A 20,655-nucleotide genomic window follows, 5' to 3' on the forward strand; every position below is an offset into this window, starting at 1 on the left:
TCCTCCCGGATGCGCCATTTTGAGTGAGCCCCTGTCTTATCAAGACAGGGGTTTTTCATTTTTATTCTGTTATACATTATATTTTCTTTACCATTCGATGATTATAGTTTGTTCAATAACATATCATCAGGACTACGTAATCAGCGACAACTTGACTTGTTTGATATAAAGTAAACGCTCAGTAATAATCTTCTTAAAACTCCACGGGAGGTCAAATTGATCCCGGATGTATCAAAAGCATTGTCATGGTTAGAGGCAAACCCAACCGTTTTAGATGGTATTTGTCGCGGTGTTGAGCGTGAAACTTTGCGTGTTACTCCAGATGGTCATTTAGCTATGACAAAGCATCCAGAACCACTTGGTGCTTCTTTAACACATAAATGGATTACAACCGATTTTGCTGAATCTTTATTGGAGTTTATTACTCCTGTTGATAGTGATATAAAAAGAACCCTTGATTTTCTTAAAGATTTACATCGATATACTGCGAAAAATCTGATAAATGAAAAGACTTGGCCTTTGAGTATGCCATGCTTCATTGATAAGGAAGAAGACATCACTCTGGCGCAATATGGCAAGTCGAATATAGGGCGCTTTAAGACTCTGTATAGAGAGGGATTGAAAAATCGTTATGGTGCATTAATGCAAACTATCTCTGGCGTGCACTATAATTTTTCATTGCCGATAAGTTTTTGGCAGGCGTGGTTAGGTGTAAAAGATGCTGAAAGTGGAAAAGAACAAATTTCGGACGGATATTTTAAACTGATCCGTAATTATTACCGATTTGGTTGGGTAATCCCTTATTTGTTTGGTGCATCCCCGGCGATTTGCTCCTCATTTTTACGTGGAAGAGATACTGCGTTATCCTTTGAACAGACAGAAAAAGGAACTTGTTACTTACCTTATGCGACTTCTTTGAGGATGAGTGATTTGGGGTATACCAACAAATCACAGAGTGATCTGAATATTACTTTCAACAATCTTCATACGTATGTTGCGGGCTTGAAGAAAGCAATTCATAAGCCATCAGCAGAATTTGCAGCTCTGGGGCTTAAAAAAGAGGGTAAGTACCTACAACTCAATACCAATGTTCTTCAAATAGAAAATGAACTATATGCACCGATTCGTCCTAAGCGGGTAACTGGAGAAGGGGAATCACCTTCCGATGCTTTACTTCGTGGTGGTGTAGAATATATAGAAGTTCGTTCTCTGGACATAAATCCATTCACAGCGATTGGTGTTGATGAAACACAGCTCCGTTTTCTCGATCTATTCTTGATATGGTGTGCTGTAGCCGATTCACCTAAAATGAGTGATGAAGAGTTGGACTGTTGTCGTAAAAACTGGAATAAGGTGATCCTGGAAGGACGCAGACCAAACTTGGATATTGGTATTGGCTGTGGAGCAAAGCAACAGCCACTGAAGATAGTTGGACAGGAGTTATTTGCAGATTTAGAGCGTGTCGCTGAGGTCTTGGATAGCTGCTCTGGAACGCAATATCAGTCAGTCTGTAGAGAGTTGGTTGGTCTGTTTGAGGACCCATCATTAACATTTTCAGCCCGTGTATTAGATCGAATGAAAACTCAGGGGATTGTTGGCTTTGGTCTAGAACTGGCAAACAAGTATTATCTGGAACTGGTTAATGAACCGTATAGTATATTGAATGATGAGCGTTTTTCTGTGGAACGTCAAATTTCGGTAGAACGGCAACATTATCTGGAACAACAAGACAGTATAAGTTTTGAAGATTATCTAAAATTACATGCTGAGTCTTAGATAAAGAAAAATGGCCACCGTTTGGTGGCCGAAACCAAATAAAGTCTCTTAGAAAAATAAGGATGATAACAATTTTGCGCGTCTTCATATCTTAAGACCAGCCGTAAATAAAAAGGTTTCATCTATTTGAAAAAATTTTTGCAAAAAAATCTGATGCCTGAGGAGGTAGGATCATGCCTTTATTGGACAGTTTTACAGTTGACCATACCCGGATGTCTGCGCCAGCCGTTAGAGTTGCCAAGACGATGAAAACACCCCATGGTGATACTATCACGGTATTTGACTTGCGCTTTTGCATTCCTAACAAAGAGGTCATGCCGGAAAGAGGGATTCATACACTTGAACACTTGTTTGCCGGTTTTATGCGTAACCATTTGAATGGTGAGGGTGTTGAGATTATCGACATTTCTCCAATGGGATGCCGTACTGGTTTTTACATGAGCTTGATTGGTGCACCAGCTGAACTTAGAGTAGCGGAAGCTTGGAAAGCTGCTATGGCTGATGTATTGAAAGTTCAGGATCAGAAGCAAATCCCTGAGTTGAATATTTATCAATGTGGTACGTATCAGATGCACTCTCTGCAAGAAGCACAAGATATCGCTCGCCACATTCTTGATGCAGATGTTCGTATTAACCAAAATGATGAATTGGCTTTGCCGGAAGAAAAACTGGTTGAGCTACAAGTGTAGTAGAAAGACGGTGCTAATTTGTTGTAATATTTTTTTCTAAAAGCATCTTTTTAAGAAACTATAACTGATATTGCATACGCTATACTGGCCGTAAAAATTTTGTCTTACGGCCAGATTTGCAATTTTGAGTTATTCTTTACTGAATTTTAATACTTTTCTCTTTTTCCTGTTTCATCGGAATTACACGTACCTTTTTAATAACATTGTCATTCACAGAAAGAATTTCAAAATTATACTCATTAATTTGTACCTGAACATTCAATTCGGGGATCTCGCCCAACTCTTCCAGGATCATACCATTCATTGTTCTTGGCCCGTCAGCAGGTAATGTCCAGCCAAATGCTTTGTTTAACTCACGGATATTGGCGGTGCCATCAACTAAAACAGTGCCATCACTTTGTGGTAAGACTTCTTCTGCCAGAGTAGGAGACATAGAAGTGGTAAACTCTCCGACAATTTCTTCCAGAATATCTTCTACAGTGACTAATCCCTGAATATCTCCATATTCATCAACGATTAAGCCTGCTTTTTCTTTATTACGTTGGAAGTTAACTAACTGGGTATTCAATGGAGTACTAACGGGAATGAAATAAATTTTATCTGCTGCTTTGATCAAGTTCTTTTTCGTGAATTCCTTTTTCTCCATCATCAGACGATAGGCTTCACGTACTCGTAGCATACCAATAGCATCATCCAGAGAATTCCGGTACAACACTATTCTGCCGTGTGGTGAATGAGTCAACTGCCGTATAACAGATTTCCAGTCACTGTTAATATCAATACCAACAATCTCATTACGGGGCACCATGATGTCGCCAACAGTGACTTTTTCAAGATCCAGTATTGAGATAAGCATATCCTGGTTGCGGCGCGAGAGATTGGTGTTTGATTCATTCACAATCGTCCGAAGCTCATCTTTACTAACCGCGTCATTGCGAATGTCGGAAATTTTGATCCCCAGACAACGCATAAACAGCAAAGTGATCTTGTTAAATGCCCAAACGAGAGGCAGCATGATCTTTTGTAAAGGTCGCAGTAGAAAGCTGCTTGGGAATGCAACTTTTTCCGGATAGAGCGCTGCGATCGTCTTGGGCATAACTTCAGCAAAAACCAGAATCACGAAGGTCAGTATACCGGTTGCAATTGCAACCCCTGCATCACCATAAAGACGCATGCCAACAATGGTAGCCAGTGAAGATGCCAAGATATTGACAAGGTTATTACCGATTAGAATCAGGCTGATTAGCCTGTCAGGATGGCTGAGTAGTGATTCGACTCTCCGTGCGGAATTGCTACCTTGTTTTGCCAAATGACGTAAGCGATAACGGTTTATTGTCATCATGCCAGTTTCTGAGGCAGAAAAGTAGGCAGAAATGATAACCATGATGACAAGAATAATAATTAATGTGCCTGTTGAGACATGCTCCAAAGCAGAATTCCTTCCTAATGTTTATATAAACTGGCTACAGTGATTATTTACTACTTAATAAATCAAGAATTCCTGTAATAACCGATTGCCGAAAAAAGCAAGCGTCAGGATAAATGCACCAATCAGATTGAACCAAATGACACGTTTGCCGCGCCATCCTTCATGGTAGTGTCCCCAGAGCAGGATGACGTAGATAAACCATGCAATGATAGACAAAACCGATTTATGGATATTTTCTTTATTGAAAATATCATCCATATACATGATGCCTGTACATAACGTCAATGTTAGTAAGATTACGCCGATTTGGGTAATGCGAAACATTTTGCGTTCAATGGTCATTAATGGAGGTATGCCAGAAGAAAAAGTCAGTTTTTTCTTTTTCAGTCGGTAATCCAGCCAGCCAACTTGTAATGCATAAAGTGCGGCAATAAGTAGAGTGGCATACCCAAGTAATGCTAACCCAATATGTATAAATAGCCCGATACTCTTCTCAAGATGTGTAATGAATTCACCAGGCATCATACTGGCCAGAATCAAATTTATCATGGCAAAACTGTAAATAATGGGCAGTAAAAACCATGCACGGCCATGAAAGGCAACAATAGTCATAATAATGCAGACGAGTAAACTGACAATAGAGCCTAAATTCAATAGAGTTAGGTTTTGGCCACTGCTGACATGAAAAACCTGATACTTTAAGGCTATCGCATGGTTGATCAGTGCAACAGTTGCGAAAAATAGAGCCAGTTTTTGATAGCTGTTTTGTTGCCGTAATAAGCCCGGTACGATAAGCATCAGGCTAATGAGATAAGCAAGTAAGGCAATGATTGAAAATACCTGCATAAAGTTTTTCGTTTTCGCAATAGTGTTAGAAAAAGTGTTAGAGTTAATAGTGCTAAAGTTAACTCAAAATTCAAGTATACCGTCAGCAGAGATAGCCTCCAACCGTTGTTAGCTATAGTTGGGAATCTCTTTGCAGAGATTACATCATCATCGTGTTATAATCCGCTAAATTTGCCTTACAGGTAGACCCACTTGTAGATATCTGAGCTGAGACAATGTTTGATAATTTAACTGACAGACTATCGCGCACATTGCGCAATATCAGCGGTCGTGGACGGCTGACTGAAGATAATATTAAAGATACGCTGCGTGAAGTTCGCATGGCTTTACTTGAAGCAGATGTTGCATTGCCTGTAGTGCGTGATTTTATTTCAAGAGTCAAAGAAAGCGCGGTAGGGCACGAAGTTAACAAAAGTCTAACTCCTGGACAAGAATTCGTCAAAATAGTTCAAAATGAACTAGTGAAGGCGATGGGGGAGGTAAACAGCGAGCTAAATCTTGCTGTACAACCCCCTGCGGTGGTTCTTATGGCAGGTTTGCAAGGTGCTGGTAAAACAACCAGTGTCGCAAAATTGGGCAAGCTGCTAAAAGAAAAAAATAAGAAAAAAGTCTTGGTGGTTTCTGCTGACGTATACCGTCCGGCAGCGATCAAACAGCTTGAAACATTATCTGAAACTGTTGGAATTGATTTTTTCCCATCAGATCCGCAAGAAAAACCAGTTGATATTGTCAACAAAGCAACCCAACACGCTAAGCTGAAATTCTACGATGTGCTTTTGATCGATACCGCAGGACGTCTGCATGTCGATGAAGCTATGATGGATGAAATTAAAGAAGTTCACGCTGCAGCTAACCCTATCGAAACTTTGTTTGTTGTCGATGCAATGACGGGGCAGGATGCTGCGAATACGGCAAAAGCATTTAATGAAGCACTGCCATTAACAGGAGTTGTTCTGACCAAAGTTGATGGTGATGCTCGTGGTGGTGGCGCTCTTTCTATTCGACATATCACAGGCAAGCCAATTAAGTTCCTTGGTGTCGGTGAAAAAACTGATGCCTTGGAGCCTTTCCATCCTGATCGTATCGCATCCCGGATCTTGGGAATGGGGGATATGCTTTCACTGATTGAAGAGATTGAAAGTAAGGTTGACCGCACTCAAGCGGAAAAGCTGGCATCAAAACTGAAGAAAGGGGATGGTTTTGATTTAAATGATTTTCTCGAACAGCTTAAACAAATGCGCAATATGGGTGGCATGACAAGCATGTTGAGCAAAATGCCAGGTATGTCCCAGGTCCCTGATGCGGTTAAATCCCAAATGGATGACAAAATTCTGGTTAAAATGGAAGCCATCATTAACTCAATGACCCGCAAAGAGCGTGAAAAACCAGAAATTATCAAAGGCTCACGCAAACGTCGTATCGCAATGGGTTCTGGTACACAGGTGCAGGATGTCAACCGCTTACTGAAACAGTTTGATGAAATGCAGCGCATGATGAAAAAGATGAAGAATGGTGGCCTGGCGAAAATGATGCGTGGCATGAAAGGTATGTTGCCACCTGGGCTTATGGGGCGATAATCAACAAAATTTCGAAAGAAAATGCTCTTTGGATTGCTTTTTGCGCCAAAGTGAGTAAAATTTTCGGGCTTTTTAATGGACAGCCGGACTCCATTCCTCGATGGAGTCTGGTTGTTTTGCTAACTAATGAGGATGTTATGGTAACAATTCGTTTAGCTCGTGGCGGCGCAAAAAAGCGTCCGTTTTATCAAGTAGTAGTGACTGACAGCCGCAGTGCGCGTGATGGTCGCTTTATTGAGCGCGTTGGTTTCTTCAACCCTATCGCATCAGGGAAAGCTGAAACTTTGCGTTTAGATCTGGACCGTATCGAACACTGGGTTGGTCTGGGTGCATCTGTGTCTGATCGTGTTGCTGCACTGATCAAAGACGCTAAAAAAGCAGCTTAATCTGTCGCGGTGGTAACAATGAGCAAACAATCTGGCCTGGAGTACCCTGTTGATCCAATCGTGTTGGGAAAACTGGGGTCAGCGTATGGCATACGTGGTTGGCTCAGAGTTTTTTCTTCCACCGAACAAGCCGAAGACATTTTTGAATATCAACCATGGTTTATCCAGCGTGCTGGTCAATGGCAACACATTGATCTGGAAGCGTGGAAATACCACAATCAGGATATGATCATCAAAATCAAAGGTATTGATGATCGGGAAGCCGCGAATTTACTCACTAACTGTGAATTAGTGGTGGATTCATCTAAATTACCAGAACTGGAAGCCGGTGATTATTACTGGAAAGACCTTATGGGATGCCAGGTAACTAATACGGCTGGTTATAACCTTGGAACCGTCCAAGATATGATGGAAACAGGGTCTAACGATGTCATGGTGATAAAGGCAAACCTGAAAGATGCATTCGGTATCAAGGAGCGGTTAGTTCCGTTTCTTGATGGGCAGGTTATCAAGAAAGTTGATCTCGCTACTAAAACTATTGAAGTAGATTGGGATCCTGGTTTTTAATCTCCGGTAAAACGGTTTAGGAGTGGGACGCTGTATGTGGATTGGGGTGATTAGCCTGTTTCCTGAAATGTTCCGCGCAATAACCGATTACGGGGTAACTGGTCGGGCAGTGAAAAATGGCCTGCTTAGTGTCGATTGCTGGAGTCCGAGGGATTTTACCTACGACAGGCATCGTACTGTAGATGATCGCCCTTATGGCGGTGGTCCAGGCATGCTGATGATGGTGCAACCATTAAGGGAAGCCATCCATGCTGCCAAAGCTGCGGCAGGTGTTGATGCAAAGGTGATTTATCTATCACCTCAAGGGCGCAAACTTGATCAACAGGGAGTTTGTGAACTGGCGGTAAACAAGAAATTAATTCTGGTTTGTGGTCGTTATGAAGGTATTGATGAGCGTGTCATCCAAACCGAAATTGACGAAGAATGGTCTATTGGTGATTACGTTCTCAGTGGGGGAGAAATCCCGGCTATGGCAATGATTGATTCTATATCCCGGTTTATTCCTGGAGTATTGGGTCGTCAGGCATCGGCAGAGGAAGACTCGTTTGCTGATGGGCTATTGGATTGTCCGCATTATACCCGCCCTGAAGTGTTGGATGGGATGGAAGTTCCGCCTGTTTTACTATCAGGAAACCATGCAGAAATTAATCGCTGGCGCATGAAACAATCGCTTGGCCGCACTTGGTTAAGAAGGCCCGAACTTCTAGAAAGCCTAGCTCTGACTGACGAGCAAAGGATGTTGCTGGCTGAATTCCAGCGGGAATATCAGGATCAGGCGACGAATTAATCCAGACATATCCTATGAAGGAATGTCTTTGATATATCAGTTTACCTAGGGTAAGAGAGTTATTATGAGCAATATTATTAAACAACTTGAACAAGAGCAGATGAAGCAAGACGTACCTTCATTCCGTTCGGGTGATACCGTGGAAGTTAAGGTATGGGTCGTTGAAGGTTCTAAAAAGCGTCTGCAGACATTCGAGGGCGTGGTTATCGCGATTCGTAACCGCGGTCTGCATTCTGCATTCACTGTTCGTAAGATTTCTAACGGCGAAGGCGTTGAGCGTGTATTCCAGACTCACTCCCCAGTCGTAGACAGCATCAGCGTTAAACGTCGTGGTGCTGTTCGCAGAGCTAAACTGTACTACCTGCGTGAGCGTTCTGGTAAGGCGGCTCGTATTAAAGAGCGTCTGAACGCTAAATAATACGCTTTTGCTACATCCGAAAGTTATCGTTGAAGGCCGGAATTTTCCGGCCTTTTACTATCCGGTTTTTTGTAGAAAAATAAATAGCGCGCAATCAGAGAGTTATTTTTATGAGCTTTTTTATATTATGAGCATACAGAGCAAATTACATAAAGGTACTCACTAAAATATACCCCACAGCACAAGCACTGCAGACACCAATCAAGCCCGGAACAAGGAAACTATGGTTGATGATAAATTTTCCGATCCTTGTTGTCCCGGAGCGGTCAAACCCAATACATGCCAGATCACTAGGGTAGGTGGGTAAAACAAAATAGCCGTAGGCTGCCGGGAAGAATGCGATTAAAAGTTTAGGATCAACACCAAGTTGTAATCCCATTGGTGCGATTGCAGTTAAAGCTGCGGCTTGGCTGTTAACCAACTTTGATACCAGGAACAATACTAACGCATAAGTCCAGGGGCTTGTTTGTACGACATTGTCTAATACCAGTTTCAGTTCGCCTAAATGGGTGTGGAAAAACGTATCACTCATCCATGCCACGCCAAAGACCGAGAATATCGCAACCATTCCTGCTTTAAACACGGCACTATTGGCGATTTCACTGGTTTTGACCTTACATGTTATTAAAATAATAGAACCAGCAATTAACATCATCATCTGGATAACCAGATTCATGGAAAGCGGTTTTAATTCTCCTTTGATTTCGAAAGAAGGGCGTAATTCTGTAAATGCACCAAACAATACTACCACTGCAATTGCGGCGAAGAAGATCCAGGTTGCTCTGTAAGCTTGTTTAGGAAATACTTGATCTAATAAGGTTTCTGAACTGCCATAGATAAACTCACGTTGTTTGGGGTCTTTAATTTTCTCTTGGAATTCTTCATCTTTATCCAAATCTTTGCCACGACGCAAACTCCATAGTGCAGCAAGTATCACTCCTGTCAGTGATGCAGGAATTGAAACTGTCAGAATTTCTAAGATTCCGTAAATACGCCCAATACCATGACTGGCAGCAATAATTGACACTAAAGAAACAACAGCAACAGAAACGGGAGAAGCTGTAATTGCCATCTGAGAGGCAACAGAAGCAACAGCCATTGGACGTTCAGGGCGGATACCTTTTTTTAAGGCAATGTCACCGATGATTGGAAACATGGTATAGACTACATGACCAGTACCACAGAGGAACGTTAACATCCATGTCGTTAGTGGAGCCAGGATAGTAATATGTTGCGGATGGCGGCGTAGAAGACGTTCAGCACATTGCATCATGACGTTTAGCCCGCCGGCAGTTTGCAACACTGATGCACAACCGATAACGGCAAGAATAGTGAGCATCACATCAACTGGGGGCTTACCTGGTTCCAATCCAAAAACAAATGTCAGTATAAAAAGTCCGATACCACTGATCAGCCCCAATCCCATGCCCGCATAACGCGTACCTATCAATAAGCATATAATTATTATGGCAAATTGCAGCGTTATCATATCTATCCTTAATAAATGAGTAAGAAATAAAAGCTGATAACTCAGCCGTTTTAAGCAGAGTTATTCAACTATTCTATATAAGTGTTGTTTTATAGTTTCAATCCAACACAAAAAACGCATATTAATATTATGAAAATAAAAATATAAAAATGGGATTGAGATCTTATTTTTACCACATGATTTTAAAAGTAATTTATCTTTCTTATAAATAAATTATGAATGGTAAATAAAATATTTCTATTGTAAGTGTTGTTGTGAAACTTTATGATTCAATTGTTAACATTAATGATAACTAATATATTTATTGTGAAAATTAAAATATATTGAAATTATTAATATATTTATTAATTTTAATTACGAAATAAATGTTATGTAAATCATAGTTTACATTGTCGTAAAAATATATAAACGATTGGATTGTATTCTTTACGAAGCATGGTATGTTATTTGTCAAACATTAAAAACAACGTTAAACAGACAAACAAAACAGGTATGAAAAATGATCATGCAAAAAGATGCGCTTAATAACATTCATATTCTTGATGAGCAGATTCTTATTACACCAGAAGAGCTGAAGCAAAAATATCCATTGAGTAGCAGCGATCGGCATGCCATTACAAACGCACGTAATACTATTGCCAATATCATCCATCACAATGATCCTCGTTTGCTGGTAGTATGCGGCCCGTGCTCCATTCATGATGTAGAAGCTGCCCTTGATTATGCTCATCGCTTGAAATCACTTTCTGCCGAACTAAGTGATTGCCTGTATATTGTTATGCGTGTCTATTTTGAAAAACCCCGCACCACAGTTGGTTGGAAAGGTTTAATTAGTGATCCTTATATGGATGGATCGTTTGATATGGATGCTGGGTTACATATCGCCCGCCGTTTATTACTGAACTTAGTAGAAATGGGATTGCCATTGGCAAATGAAGCGCTTGATCCTAATAACCCCCAATATTTGGGTGATCTTTTCAGTTGGTCAGCAATCGGAGCAAGAACAACAGAATCCCAGACTCATCGTGAGATGGCCTCAGGGTTATCTGTATCAGTAGGTTTTAAAAATGGCACTGATGGTAATTTAAATACGGCCATTAACGCCATGAAAGCCGCTGCTATGCCACATCGCTTTATGGGAATAAATCAGTCAGGCCAAGTTTGTCTGCTACAAACTCAGGGGAATCCGAACGGTCATGTAATCTTGCGTGGTGGGTTAGAACCTAATTACGGTCCTGAACATGTGTGTGACTGCGAAAATCAAATGATTGAGGCGGGGTTGGTGCCATCAATGATGATTGATTGTAGTCATGGCAATTCTAATAAAGATTTTCGCCGTCAAAGCGTCGTGGTGGATTCTGTTGCTGAACAGATTATGGCTGGAAACCAATCCATTATTGGTATTATGTTGGAAAGCCATATTAATGAAGGGAACCAGTCTTCAGAATTACCTCGTTCTGAAATGCGATATGGGGTATCAGTCACTGATGCTTGTATCAGTTGGCAGATGACTGAACAGCTATTAAGAAATTTACATCGGCAAATCAAACCTCACTTATCAAAACGTAACATAATGATGCAACAGGCAGGATAATTGATATGGCAGCAGAATTATCTCAATTGCGGGAGCAAATTGATAAGGTAGATAAGGCTCTATTGAGCTTACTGGCTAAACGCATGGCTCTGGTAGCGGAAGTGGGGGAAATTAAGAGTCAACTTGGCTTGCCGATATATGCACCTGAACGAGAGGCCAGCATGTTAGCTTCTCGCCGTCAAGAGGCAGAAACATTGGGGATTTCTCCAGACTTAATTGAAGATATTCTGCGCCGTATTATGCGGGAATCCTATGTCAGTGAAAATGATAAGGGCTTTAAAAAACTCAACTTTCAAATGGGGCCTATCGTTATTGTTGGGGGTTCTGGGAAGATGGGAAGGTTATTTAATCGATTGCTGACCTTGTCAGGTTATGAGATTCGGACCCTTGAGGCAGATGATTGGGATCAGGCTGAACATATATTAGCTGATGCTGGTATGGTCATCGTCAGCGTACCAATCCATTTAACTGAAGCGATTATCCACCGTTTACCACCCTTGCCAGAACAATGTATCTTGGTAGATTTGGCTTCTATTAAGCAGAAACCACTTCAGGCTATGCTTGATGTGCATAAAGGACCAGTTTTGGGATTACACCCGATGTTTGGGCCTGATGTGGGAAGTTTTGCTAAACAGGTTGTTGTTTACTGTGATGGATGCCAACCAGAATCATATCAATGGTTTTTGGAACAAATATCGGTGTGGGGTGCACGATTACATAAAATCAGTGCGGAACAGCATGATAAAAACATGAGTTTTATTCAGGCATTACGTCACTTCACGACGTTTTCTTATGGCCGACATCTTGCACAAGAAAATATCGACTTGCAGCAATTATTATCACTGTCTTCACCTATTTATCGGCTGGAACTCGCCATGGTTGGGCGGTTATTTGCGCAAGATCCGCAGTTATATGCTGATATTATTATGTCCAGTTCTGAAAATATTGAGGTGATCCGTCGTTATCACCAGAGCTTCGGACAAGCCTTGGAATTACTGGAGAATAAGGACAAAACAGCATTTATTACGAGTTTTAATCAGGTGAGTGAATGGTTTGGTGATGAGGCCAATCGATTTATGAAAGAAAGTAGAACGCTTTTACAGCAAGCCAATGATAGCCGGGTATAATAGTTTGAATATGGAGAAAGGAGACCGGATGTTGCCATCCGGTTTTCTATCTTAGAATGGATCTACTGGGATCACGTTTTCTGAGGGATAACACCCCAATACTTTCAAGAAGCGAGTAATTTCAGATAGTTCCTTAAGCGCTTGTTGCATTTTCATAGAACGCAAATTGGCTTGAACATCAATATAAAACATCTCTTCCCACGGTTTACCATTTATTGGGCGTGACTCCAATTTACTCATAATAATATCGTGTTTTTTTAAGATAATGAGTGCATCGACCAGAGCACCTGCCTGTTGTCTTGTGTACATGATAAAAGTTGTTTTAGCGGGAACCTGATCTGATACTTCAATAGGTTTTTGGGCGACAACAATAAACCGAGTACTGTTGTTTTGTTGGTTTGCCAGATTATTTTCTAAAACCTGTAGACCATAAAGCGCTCCTCCGGCTTCACTTCCCAATGCTGCTACTTCTGGGGAATTCAATTCGGTTACTTTCTGCATAGCAGCAGCTGTACTTTCACAGTAGACAATATTCCAGTCTGGAAATTGATTGAGATATTGGCTGCATTGTTGGAAAGGTTGGGAATGGCTGTATACCGTCTTTATTTTCGAAGTATCACTTTCTTTGGCAACCAGTAAACAGTGGTTGATAGGTAGAGTGATCTCCCCGACCAAAGATAATGGGGTGTACTGTAATAGATCGTAAACATCATTGATTGCTCCGGTACTGGTATTTTCGAGAGGCAGAATACCGTAATCCGCTTGGCCAAGTTCCACTAATGAAAAGATATCTGCAAATTTGTGGCAGCTACATTCAATTAATTGATTGAAATGGCGTGCGGAAAATTGGCGTGCGGCAAGGTGAGAGTAAGAGCCTTTGGGACCAAGAAAGGTAATCCGGGCGGTATCATAAGGTGTTTGGTTCAGATGCTGCTGTAACAATGCTTGTTGTGTTAATACAGAATCTTCAATGATCATTTGGAACAAGCGGGTAATATAAAATCCGTCTAACCCTCGAGATTTACCTTTATTAATTAACACATCCAGTAGTTCCCGTTCTCGATTTTTATCTCGTATCGGGCGATGATCGAGAAGTTTGGTTTGTGCAATGTCACTGGCTAATTGTCGGCGTTTTGCGAGTAGATCCAGTAAATTTGCATCAATATCACTAATTTCTTGACGGAGGTTAATTAAATCTTGTTCCATAGTATATTCCTGACATTTTTATTATAGAAATAATTTTTATCTTTCAAATTACTGTCTTAAGTCTATTGGGTATATAAGCTGTGGCCTATAAAATAAAAAACCTCCCATCGGTAGGGAGGTTTTTCTGTTCATCTTCTTTTTATTTTTAAAACGAAAAACCTCCTCATGGGAAGGCAAAAAAGAAAAAGGAGAGGAACAAGGTAGCAATCATATCGTCTGTATATATCTTATTTTTTGCAGAATGAATAGTATTCTTTAATTAACCTATTTGGTGCGGTATGTCAACATACCCGTTGTTTTTTAAGTTGCAGTTTTATTAGTTATATCTTGAAATCTATTGGGTATTGAAGGAGGAAGTCAGTAAAAACGCGCTCATTGAGCGCGCTAAGAAAATAAAAATGGTAGTTACATCTCTAAATTAAGATTGGACTCTTTCACACTATGATCTGCTCGACGAGCTTCTCCTTTATGCTGAACTTTATTAAGTTGGCGTTCTAATTTTGTCAGCAACTCATTGATAGCTGCATACATATCTTCATGTTTGGCACTGGCAACTAATGTACCATTTGGTGTGCCGATTGTGGCATCAACCAAGAATCCTTGGGGTTCTTTTGAAAGTACAATATGTGGATTGATTAGATTAACTTGCCATTTATTCAACTTGTTTAGACGGTCTTCTACATGGCTACGAATTGCGGGGGTAATTTCCATTTGTTTGCTGGTAATATTTACTAACATATAGTTACCTCTTTATGTTACTCCGTCTTCGATGACTTCAGCATAACGCTCTTTTACGGAAAAAGAATGATCTAAATCACTTTTATTAAGAGATTTAGAAGTGGATTGGTGAAATTGTGATTCACAATAAAGATATGGGTAATACTTGTTGCTAAGAGAGGCGTTATACGTCATTATCGATTAGTTATGGTATTATCAACTCAGTTAACAATTCCAAAATTTAAATTGGTTTCACGGGGTAATGATGCCAAAAAAACAGCAGCTATACAGATAACTGCTGTTTTTGTTATTTGATACTTTTTTGAAACTCTATACCGGATTAGCTGCAATTAATGCTGCAACTTTATCTGCTTCGGTTTTAAGCCCTAATGCTTGATATGCTTTCTCCATGTAAGTCAGAGATTCTCTGGTTGAATGCGTATCGGGATAATCACGTAACATTTGTTCGGCACGATTGACAACTGCCACATAAGCACCACGTTTAGTGTAATATTGCACAACTGCAAGCTCATGTTTAGCTAAACGCTCTTTGAGGAAAATTAAACGCTTATAAGCATCTGCAGCATATTGACTGTTAGGATAGTAGCGCACTAACTGTTTGAAATCGCGGAAAGCCGCTCGCGCATTTTCAGGATCACGGTCTGAACGGTCAATCCCCAAAAAATCCTGTAAGAGATTATCATCCATCGCTTGTAACACCAGAGCCCGCATATACAGTACGTAGTCGATATTAGGATGGGTTGGATTCAGACGCATGAAACGTTCAGCAGATGCAAGCGCGAGAGGAAATTCTGCTGATTTATAATACGAATAGATCAAGTCAAGCTGAACTTGTTGAGAATACGGCCCGAAAGGGTAGCGGTTATCAAGGGATTCCAATTGCTTAATAGCCAATTTATAGTTACCGTTTTGTAGTTTTTCCTGCCCATTTGAATAAATTTGAGATGGTGGGATATCAGGAACAGCATCTTTGTTGCTGGAGCATCCAGATAAAACTAGACTCAATGTGGCCGAAGCCAACAGATATTTCATGCGAATCATCACGTGTTGATTACCCTCTGATTGTTTTCTGGGAGACTATCCGCGAAGGACTATCCGTGAAGCTCCCGGCAAAAGATAGAGTTACAATAGTACACTATTTTAAATGAAACGGCCTCGCCGTCAAAACTCAACGTAAAATATAGAAATTATATATGGCACAACAAATACGACTTAATACAACAGTCGCTGAATCTCAGCTTGGTCAACGTTTAGATCAAGCTTTGGCTGAATTGTTCCCTGATTATTCAAGATCACGGATAAAAGAGTGGATTTTGCACGACAAAGTTCAGGTTAACGGCAAATTGATTAATAAGCCAAAAGAAAAAGTATTGGGCGGCGAAGAAATTTCCATTGATGCTATTATTGAAGAGGATACTCGTTGGGAGCCACAAGATATTGAACTAAATGTTGTTTATGAAGATGACGATATACTGGTCATTAATAAACCACGTGATTTGGTTGTACATCCTGGTGCTGGGAATCCTGATGGTACAATATTGAATGCTCTGCTATATCGTTATCCTGAAATTGCAGATGTTCCCCGTGCTGGCATCGTGCATCGTCTTGATAAAGACACTACGGGTCTGATGGTTGTCGCAAAAACAGTACCAGCGCAGACTCGTTTGGTGGAATCCTTGCAATTGCGTGAAATTACCCGTGAATATGAAGCTATCGCTTTGGGACATATGACTGCGGGTGGAATAGTGGAGGAACCGATATCCCGTCACCCAACAAAACGGACGCATATGGCTGTTCATCCAATGGGTAAACCAGCAGTGACTCACTACCGAATCATGGAACATTTCCGGGCGCATACTCGTTTGCGTTTGCGTCTGGAAACAGGCAGAACACACCAAATCCGTGTGCATATGTCCCATATTAAACATCCACTGGTTGGTGACCCGCTATATGGCGGTCGGCCTCGTCCTCTGAAAGGGGCTTCTGAAGAATTTCGCGAAGTGATGCGCAACTTTGATCGCCAGGCATTGCATGCCACTATGTTACGTCTTTATCATCCGATAACAGGTATTGAAATGGAATGGCACGCAGCGTTACCGGATGACATGGTTAGACTTATTGATGTAATGAAGGCAGATGCTGAAACTTTCAAAGACGAGATGGATTGGTAGGTAATGGCACCACTCATTTTTCCTGACTGGGCACAACCTGAAAGCGTTGGTGCATGTAGTACAACCCGGATGGGAGGTATCAGCCTGCCCCCTTATGATGGGCTGAATTTAGGTGGTCACGTTGGGGATGACCCTGAATGCGTAGAGAAGAACAGCGAACTCTTGGTTGAATATGCTCATCTACCGCAGCAACCTATCTGGTTGAATCAGGTACACGGAACGCGTGTCATCAGATTGGATGATCAATTAGTGGAAGATAAACGGGCTGATGCTGTTTACACAAATAGAGCAGGGCAGGTTTGTGCTGTAATGACAGCGGATTGTTTGCCTGTACTTTTTTGTTCCAGTAATGGCGATGAAGTTGCAGCAGCTCATGCAGGCTGGCGTGGATTATGTGCCGGCGTGCTGGAAAATACGGTAGCTCAATTCAGTGCAAAACCTGACATGATCTGTGCATGGATGGGGCCAGCTATTGGCCCTGGAAAATTTGAAGTCGGGCGTGAGGTAATGGACGCCTTTATAGCAACCGATCCAAATCTGGAACAAGCTTTTACACCTTATGGTGTTAAATTTTTGGCAAATATCTATTTACTGGCTAGATTAAAGTTGCAGTCTATTGGAATAAATGAAATTTTTGGGGGTACTGCTTGTACGGTTTCCGAGGAGAAGAACTTTTTTTCTTATCGTCGTGATGGTATCACCGGACGTATGGCAACTTTAATCTGGTTGAGATAACCTATCTCGCAGGACGATCTTTGGTGCATAGCATAAAGTCTCCAATTAACTTTTCAGAATACCTTGAATATTTAAGGAATGACCTTATTTAATCTCCAGTAGCAAATTCTGACCAGTATTGGAGGTGTTATGCGTCTGGATCGTCTTACCAATAAATTCCAGCTTGCTCTCGCTGACGCCCAATCTCTTGCATTAGGGCGTGATAATCAATTCATTGAACCTGTCCACTTGATGAGCACATTGCTTAACCAGGAGGGAGGCTCCGTTCGTCCTTTATTAATGTCCGCAGGGATTGATACGGGTAACTTGAATGATCGGCTTAACCTGGCTTTGGATAAATTTCCGAAAGTGGAAGGTAGTGGCGGTGATGTGCAGGTATCCAATGAGTTAGGACGTTATTTAAATCTGTGCGACAAGCTTGCTCAAAAAGCAGGTGATAATTTCATTTCTTCTGAACTCTTTGTTCTTGCAGCGTTAGAAGAGCGTGGCACATTAAGTGACATATTGAAAGCCGCGGGTGCAACTAAAGATAAAATCACTAAGGCCATAGAAAAGATGCGTGGTGGCGAAAAAGTTAATGACCAAGGTGCCGAAGATCAACGTCAGGCCCTGAAAAAATACACAATTGATCTAACTGAACGGGCTGAACAAGGTAAGTTAGATCCCGTGATAGGACGTGACGAAGAGATTCGTCGAACAATTCAGGTATTACAACGTCGAACCAAGAATAATCCTGTACTGATTGGTGAACCTGGGGTTGGGAAAACAGCTATCGTTGAAGGGCTGGCACAACGTATTGTTAATGGTGAAGTTCCTGAAGGACTGAAAAATAAACGTGTACTATCTCTTGATATGGGAGCATTGTTGGCGGGGGCTAAATACCGTGGCGAATTTGAAGAACGTTTGAAAGGTGTTTTGAATGATCTCGTTAAACAGGAAGGTTCGGTCATTCTGTTCATTGATGAATTACATACGATGGTAGGTGCAGGTAAAGCTGATGGTGCTATGGACGCTGGCAACATGCTGAAACCCGCACTGGCACGAGGTGAATTGCACTGTGTTGGTGCGACAACATTAGATGAATATCGTCAGTACATTGAGAAAGATGCAGCTTTAGAACGCCGTTTCCAGAAAGTTTATGTTGCGGAGCCTACTGTTGAGGACACTATTGCTATTTTACGTGGCCTTAAAGAGCGTTATGAGTTGCACCACCATGTTCAAATCACTGATCCAGCAATTGTTGCTGCGGCGACATTATCTCATCGTTATATTTCTGATCGTATGTTACCTGACAAAGCGATTGACTTAATTGATGAAGCTGGAGCCAGTCTGCGTATGCAGATGGATTCTAAGCCAGAGGCATTAGATCGTCTGGAACGTCGAATTATTCAGTTAAAACTTGAGCAGCAGGCTTTAAAAAAAGAATCGGATGATGCCAGTAAAAAGCGCTTAGATATGTTGAATGAAGAGCTGGTGGAAAAAGAACGAGAATATTCTGAGCTGGAAGAAGAGTGGAAAGCAGAAAAAGCCGAGCTTACTGGTACTCAAAACATCAAGGCTGAATTAGAAAATGCACGTATTGAGTTAGAAAAAGCCCGTCGTAGCGGTGACTTGGCAAAAATGTCAGAAATTCAGTACGGAAAAATTCCCGAATTGGAAAAACTTCTTACTGCTGCCACCACAGCAGAAAGTCATCCAATGAGGCTGTTGCGTAATAAAGTTACTGATGCTGAAATTGCTGAAATTCTTGCTCGCTGGACGGGAATCCCTGTATCCAGAATGTTGGAAAGTGAAAAAGATAAATTATTGCGCATGGAACATGAATTACACAAACGTGTAATTGGGCAAAATGAGGCCGTTGATGCTGTGTCGAATGCAATTCGTCGTAGCCGTGCTGGTCTGTCCGATCCAAACCGCCCGATAGGTTCTTTCATGTTCTTAGGGCCAACAGGGGTTGGTAAAACTGAGTTATGTAAGGCGTTGGCTAATTTCCTGTTTGATAGTGACGATGCAATGGTACGTATCGACATGTCTGAATTTATGGAAAAGCATGCCGTTTCAAGGTTAGTGGGTGCTCCTCCCGGATATGTTGGGTATGAAGAAGGGGGATATCTGACAGAAGCAGTGCGTCGTCGCCCTTACTCTGTCATTTTATTAGATGAAGTTGAAAAAGCTCATCCAGATGTTTTCAATATCTTGCTACAAGTCTTGGATGATGGTCGCTTGACTGATGGTCAAGGAAGAACAGTAGATTTTCGTAATACCGTTGTAATTATGACCTCTAACTTAGGTTCAGACATGATTCAGGAGCATTTTGGCGCACTGGATTATGTAGGAATGAAAGAGATGGTGATGGAGATAGTTGGCCGCCATTTCAGGCCTGAGTTCATTAACCGAGTTGATGAAGTTGTTGTATTCCATCCACTAGGAAAAGAACATTTGAAATCTATTGCGAATATCCAATTACAGCGTCTATATAAACGTTTGGAAGAACGTGGCTATCAAATCACAATGACTCTACCAGCTTTGGAAAAACTGAGTGACGCTGGTTTTGATCCGGTATATGGAGCGCGCCCATTAAAACGAGCTATTCAGCAAGAGATTGAAAATCCGCTGGCTCAGCAGATCCTTTCAGGGAAATTGATGCCAGGTAAATTGGTCACATTAGATTTGGAAAATGACCATATTATTGCAAGACAATAACATTTTTTACTCAATTCACTTTGTGATGTTCTACAGGTGGTTATTTTTATAGACAATTATTGAGTGGTGATATCGTTAAGCAATATAAAAAATCTTACAAAGATAAAAAGAGGGGTGAAAAAATCACCTCTCTTTCATTTGTTAGGTCAAAAATATATCTAAAAAGCCTGTTTTGGATGAAAAGTGGTCGATTGAGTTATTTTTTTAAAATAACTGTTGCCAGTATCACAAAAGTCCCTATAATGCGCCTCCGTTGTCACGATGAACACACAAATGAATCAGCGTGACAAGAGCTGAAGGCCACGAAAATAAAGGCTTGACACGCTGAGAGGAAGGCGTAAGATACAGCACCTCAGGCAAGAAGAGAGATAACTTCTGCCAACGCTCTTTAACAAGTTAATCAGACAATCTGTGTGG

General features: G+C 41.2%; 18 protein-coding genes and 1 other annotated feature. Of the genes, 12 read left to right on the top strand and 6 right to left on the bottom strand.

Features of this window, described 5'->3' with window-relative positions:
- Positions 1 to 216: 216 nt before the first annotated feature.
- Together gshA and luxS are read left to right on the top strand one after the other, a co-directional pair.
- Positions 217 to 1,776: a glutamate--cysteine ligase gene (gene gshA, locus ABLA85_RS16685; RefSeq protein WP_367965482.1), complete on the top strand. Its 1,560-nt coding sequence runs from the start codon at positions 217 to 219 to the stop codon at positions 1,774 to 1,776.
- A gap of 173 nt (positions 1,777 to 1,949) precedes the next feature.
- Positions 1,950 to 2,465, top strand: a complete 516-nt coding sequence (gene luxS, locus ABLA85_RS16690; RefSeq protein ID WP_367965483.1) for an S-ribosylhomocysteine lyase — start codon at positions 1,950 to 1,952, stop codon at positions 2,463 to 2,465.
- Between the two features lie 136 nt (positions 2,466 to 2,601).
- On the opposite strand, the gene ABLA85_RS16695 is transcribed toward luxS, so the two are convergent.
- Together ABLA85_RS16695 and ABLA85_RS16700 are read right to left on the bottom strand one after the other, a co-directional pair.
- The gene (locus ABLA85_RS16695) at positions 2,602 to 3,894 is read right to left on the bottom strand and encodes an HlyC/CorC family transporter (protein ID WP_367965484.1); all 1,293 of its coding nucleotides are present in this window, start codon (positions 3,892 to 3,894) and stop codon (positions 2,602 to 2,604) included.
- 54 nt (positions 3,895 to 3,948) lie between these two features.
- Positions 3,949 to 4,740, bottom strand: a complete 792-nt coding sequence (locus tag ABLA85_RS16700; protein ID WP_367965485.1) for an inner membrane protein YpjD — start codon at positions 4,738 to 4,740, stop codon at positions 3,949 to 3,951.
- Between the two features lie 215 nt (positions 4,741 to 4,955).
- Here ABLA85_RS16700 and ffh point away from each other — a divergent pair, with 215 nt between their 5' ends.
- The 5 genes from ffh to rplS all read left to right on the top strand — a co-directional run bounded on the left by ffh (position 4,956) and on the right by rplS (position 8,475).
- Entirely contained in the window at positions 4,956 to 6,317 is a 1,362-nt protein-coding gene (gene ffh / locus ABLA85_RS16705; protein ID WP_367965486.1) for a signal recognition particle protein, read from the top strand.
- A gap of 137 nt (positions 6,318 to 6,454) precedes the next feature.
- Positions 6,455 to 6,703, top strand: coding sequence for a 30S ribosomal protein S16 (gene rpsP, locus ABLA85_RS16710; RefSeq protein ID WP_367965496.1), 249 nt, complete (start codon positions 6,455 to 6,457; stop codon positions 6,701 to 6,703).
- 18 nt (positions 6,704 to 6,721) lie between these two features.
- Positions 6,722 to 7,270 carry a ribosome maturation factor RimM gene (gene rimM, locus ABLA85_RS16715; protein ID WP_367965487.1) on the top strand — a complete coding sequence of 183 codons (549 nt, stop codon included), beginning with the start codon at positions 6,722 to 6,724 and terminating at the stop codon, positions 7,268 to 7,270.
- A gap of 34 nt (positions 7,271 to 7,304) precedes the next feature.
- Positions 7,305 to 8,057, top strand: coding sequence for a tRNA (guanosine(37)-N1)-methyltransferase TrmD (gene trmD, locus ABLA85_RS16720; protein ID WP_367965488.1), 753 nt, complete (start codon positions 7,305 to 7,307; stop codon positions 8,055 to 8,057).
- A gap of 64 nt (positions 8,058 to 8,121) precedes the next feature.
- Positions 8,122 to 8,475: a 50S ribosomal protein L19 gene (gene rplS / locus ABLA85_RS16725; protein WP_047678702.1), complete on the top strand. Its 354-nt coding sequence runs from the start codon at positions 8,122 to 8,124 to the stop codon at positions 8,473 to 8,475.
- A gap of 145 nt (positions 8,476 to 8,620) precedes the next feature.
- On the opposite strand, the gene ABLA85_RS16730 is transcribed toward rplS, so the two are convergent.
- Positions 8,621 to 9,964: an anaerobic C4-dicarboxylate transporter gene (locus tag ABLA85_RS16730; protein ID WP_367965489.1), complete on the bottom strand. Its 1,344-nt coding sequence runs from the start codon at positions 9,962 to 9,964 to the stop codon at positions 8,621 to 8,623.
- A 499-nt stretch (positions 9,965 to 10,463) separates the two neighbouring features.
- On the opposite strand from ABLA85_RS16730, the gene ABLA85_RS16735 reads away from it, so the two are divergent.
- Both ABLA85_RS16735 and tyrA read left to right on the top strand, forming a co-directional pair.
- Entirely contained in the window at positions 10,464 to 11,558 is a 1,095-nt protein-coding gene (locus tag ABLA85_RS16735) for a 3-deoxy-7-phosphoheptulonate synthase (protein WP_367965490.1), read from the top strand.
- A gap of 5 nt (positions 11,559 to 11,563) precedes the next feature.
- Complete coding sequence (tyrA, locus tag ABLA85_RS16740) at positions 11,564 to 12,685, top strand: bifunctional chorismate mutase/prephenate dehydrogenase (RefSeq protein ID WP_367965491.1); 1,122 nt, start codon at positions 11,564 to 11,566, stop codon at positions 12,683 to 12,685.
- A gap of 51 nt (positions 12,686 to 12,736) precedes the next feature.
- Here the strand turns inward: tyrA and pheA are convergent, their stop codons facing one another.
- The 3 genes from pheA to bamD form a co-directional block, all read right to left on the bottom strand.
- Positions 12,737 to 13,891 (bottom strand): bifunctional chorismate mutase/prephenate dehydratase, encoded by a 1,155-nt coding sequence (gene pheA / locus ABLA85_RS16745; RefSeq protein WP_367965492.1) that lies wholly within the window; start codon positions 13,889 to 13,891, stop codon positions 12,737 to 12,739.
- A gap of 90 nt (positions 13,892 to 13,981) precedes the next feature.
- Positions 13,982 to 14,103 (bottom strand) — a sequence feature (Phe leader region).
- A gap of 193 nt (positions 14,104 to 14,296) precedes the next feature.
- The gene (raiA, locus tag ABLA85_RS16750; RefSeq protein ID WP_340620777.1) at positions 14,297 to 14,629 is read right to left on the bottom strand and encodes a ribosome-associated translation inhibitor RaiA; all 333 of its coding nucleotides are present in this window, start codon (positions 14,627 to 14,629) and stop codon (positions 14,297 to 14,299) included.
- A 309-nt stretch (positions 14,630 to 14,938) separates the two neighbouring features.
- Positions 14,939 to 15,661, bottom strand: a complete 723-nt coding sequence (bamD, locus tag ABLA85_RS16755; protein WP_367965497.1) for an outer membrane protein assembly factor BamD — start codon at positions 15,659 to 15,661, stop codon at positions 14,939 to 14,941.
- A 161-nt stretch (positions 15,662 to 15,822) separates the two neighbouring features.
- Between bamD and rluD the strand changes: the two genes are divergently transcribed.
- From rluD to clpB, 3 genes are all read left to right on the top strand, one after another.
- Entirely contained in the window at positions 15,823 to 16,800 is a 978-nt protein-coding gene (gene rluD, locus ABLA85_RS16760; protein WP_367965493.1) for a 23S rRNA pseudouridine(1911/1915/1917) synthase RluD, read from the top strand.
- 3 nt (positions 16,801 to 16,803) lie between these two features.
- Positions 16,804 to 17,535, top strand: a complete 732-nt coding sequence (gene yfiH, locus ABLA85_RS16765; protein ID WP_367965494.1) for a purine nucleoside phosphorylase YfiH — start codon at positions 16,804 to 16,806, stop codon at positions 17,533 to 17,535.
- A gap of 129 nt (positions 17,536 to 17,664) precedes the next feature.
- Complete coding sequence (gene clpB / locus ABLA85_RS16770; RefSeq protein WP_367965495.1) at positions 17,665 to 20,238, top strand: ATP-dependent chaperone ClpB; 2,574 nt, start codon at positions 17,665 to 17,667, stop codon at positions 20,236 to 20,238.
- Positions 20,239 to 20,655: the final 417 nt, after the last annotated feature.

The organism is Xenorhabdus sp. SGI246 (assembly GCF_040838225.1).
Classification (GTDB): Bacteria; Pseudomonadota; Gammaproteobacteria; order Enterobacterales; family Enterobacteriaceae; genus Xenorhabdus; species Xenorhabdus indica.

What these genes read in the sequence shown, in the direction of transcription:
- luxS (WP_367965483.1), top strand. Translation starts at nt 1,950, where the DNA reads ATGCCTTTATTGGACAGTTTTACAGTTGACCATACCCGGATGTCTGCG.
- ABLA85_RS16700 (WP_367965485.1), bottom strand. Translation starts at nt 4,740, where the DNA reads ATGCAGGTATTTTCAATCATTGCCTTACTTGCTTATCTCATTAGCCTG.
- ffh (WP_367965486.1), top strand. Translation starts at nt 4,956, where the DNA reads ATGTTTGATAATTTAACTGACAGACTATCGCGCACATTGCGCAATATC.
- rpsP (WP_367965496.1), top strand. Translation starts at nt 6,455, where the DNA reads ATGGTAACAATTCGTTTAGCTCGTGGCGGCGCAAAAAAGCGTCCGTTT.
- rimM (WP_367965487.1), top strand. Translation starts at nt 6,722, where the DNA reads ATGAGCAAACAATCTGGCCTGGAGTACCCTGTTGATCCAATCGTGTTG.
- trmD (WP_367965488.1), top strand. Translation starts at nt 7,305, where the DNA reads ATGTGGATTGGGGTGATTAGCCTGTTTCCTGAAATGTTCCGCGCAATA.
- rplS (WP_047678702.1), top strand. Translation starts at nt 8,122, where the DNA reads ATGAGCAATATTATTAAACAACTTGAACAAGAGCAGATGAAGCAAGAC.
- ABLA85_RS16730 (WP_367965489.1), bottom strand. Translation starts at nt 9,964, where the DNA reads ATGATAACGCTGCAATTTGCCATAATAATTATATGCTTATTGATAGGT.
- ABLA85_RS16735 (WP_367965490.1), top strand. Translation starts at nt 10,464, where the DNA reads ATGATCATGCAAAAAGATGCGCTTAATAACATTCATATTCTTGATGAG.
- tyrA (WP_367965491.1), top strand. Translation starts at nt 11,564, where the DNA reads ATGGCAGCAGAATTATCTCAATTGCGGGAGCAAATTGATAAGGTAGAT.
- pheA (WP_367965492.1), bottom strand. Translation starts at nt 13,891, where the DNA reads ATGGAACAAGATTTAATTAACCTCCGTCAAGAAATTAGTGATATTGAT.
- raiA (WP_340620777.1), bottom strand. Translation starts at nt 14,629, where the DNA reads ATGTTAGTAAATATTACCAGCAAACAAATGGAAATTACCCCCGCAATT.
- bamD (WP_367965497.1), bottom strand. Translation starts at nt 15,661, where the DNA reads ATGAAATATCTGTTGGCTTCGGCCACATTGAGTCTAGTTTTATCTGGA.
- rluD (WP_367965493.1), top strand. Translation starts at nt 15,823, where the DNA reads ATGGCACAACAAATACGACTTAATACAACAGTCGCTGAATCTCAGCTT.
- yfiH (WP_367965494.1), top strand. Translation starts at nt 16,804, where the DNA reads ATGGCACCACTCATTTTTCCTGACTGGGCACAACCTGAAAGCGTTGGT.
- clpB (WP_367965495.1), top strand. Translation starts at nt 17,665, where the DNA reads ATGCGTCTGGATCGTCTTACCAATAAATTCCAGCTTGCTCTCGCTGAC.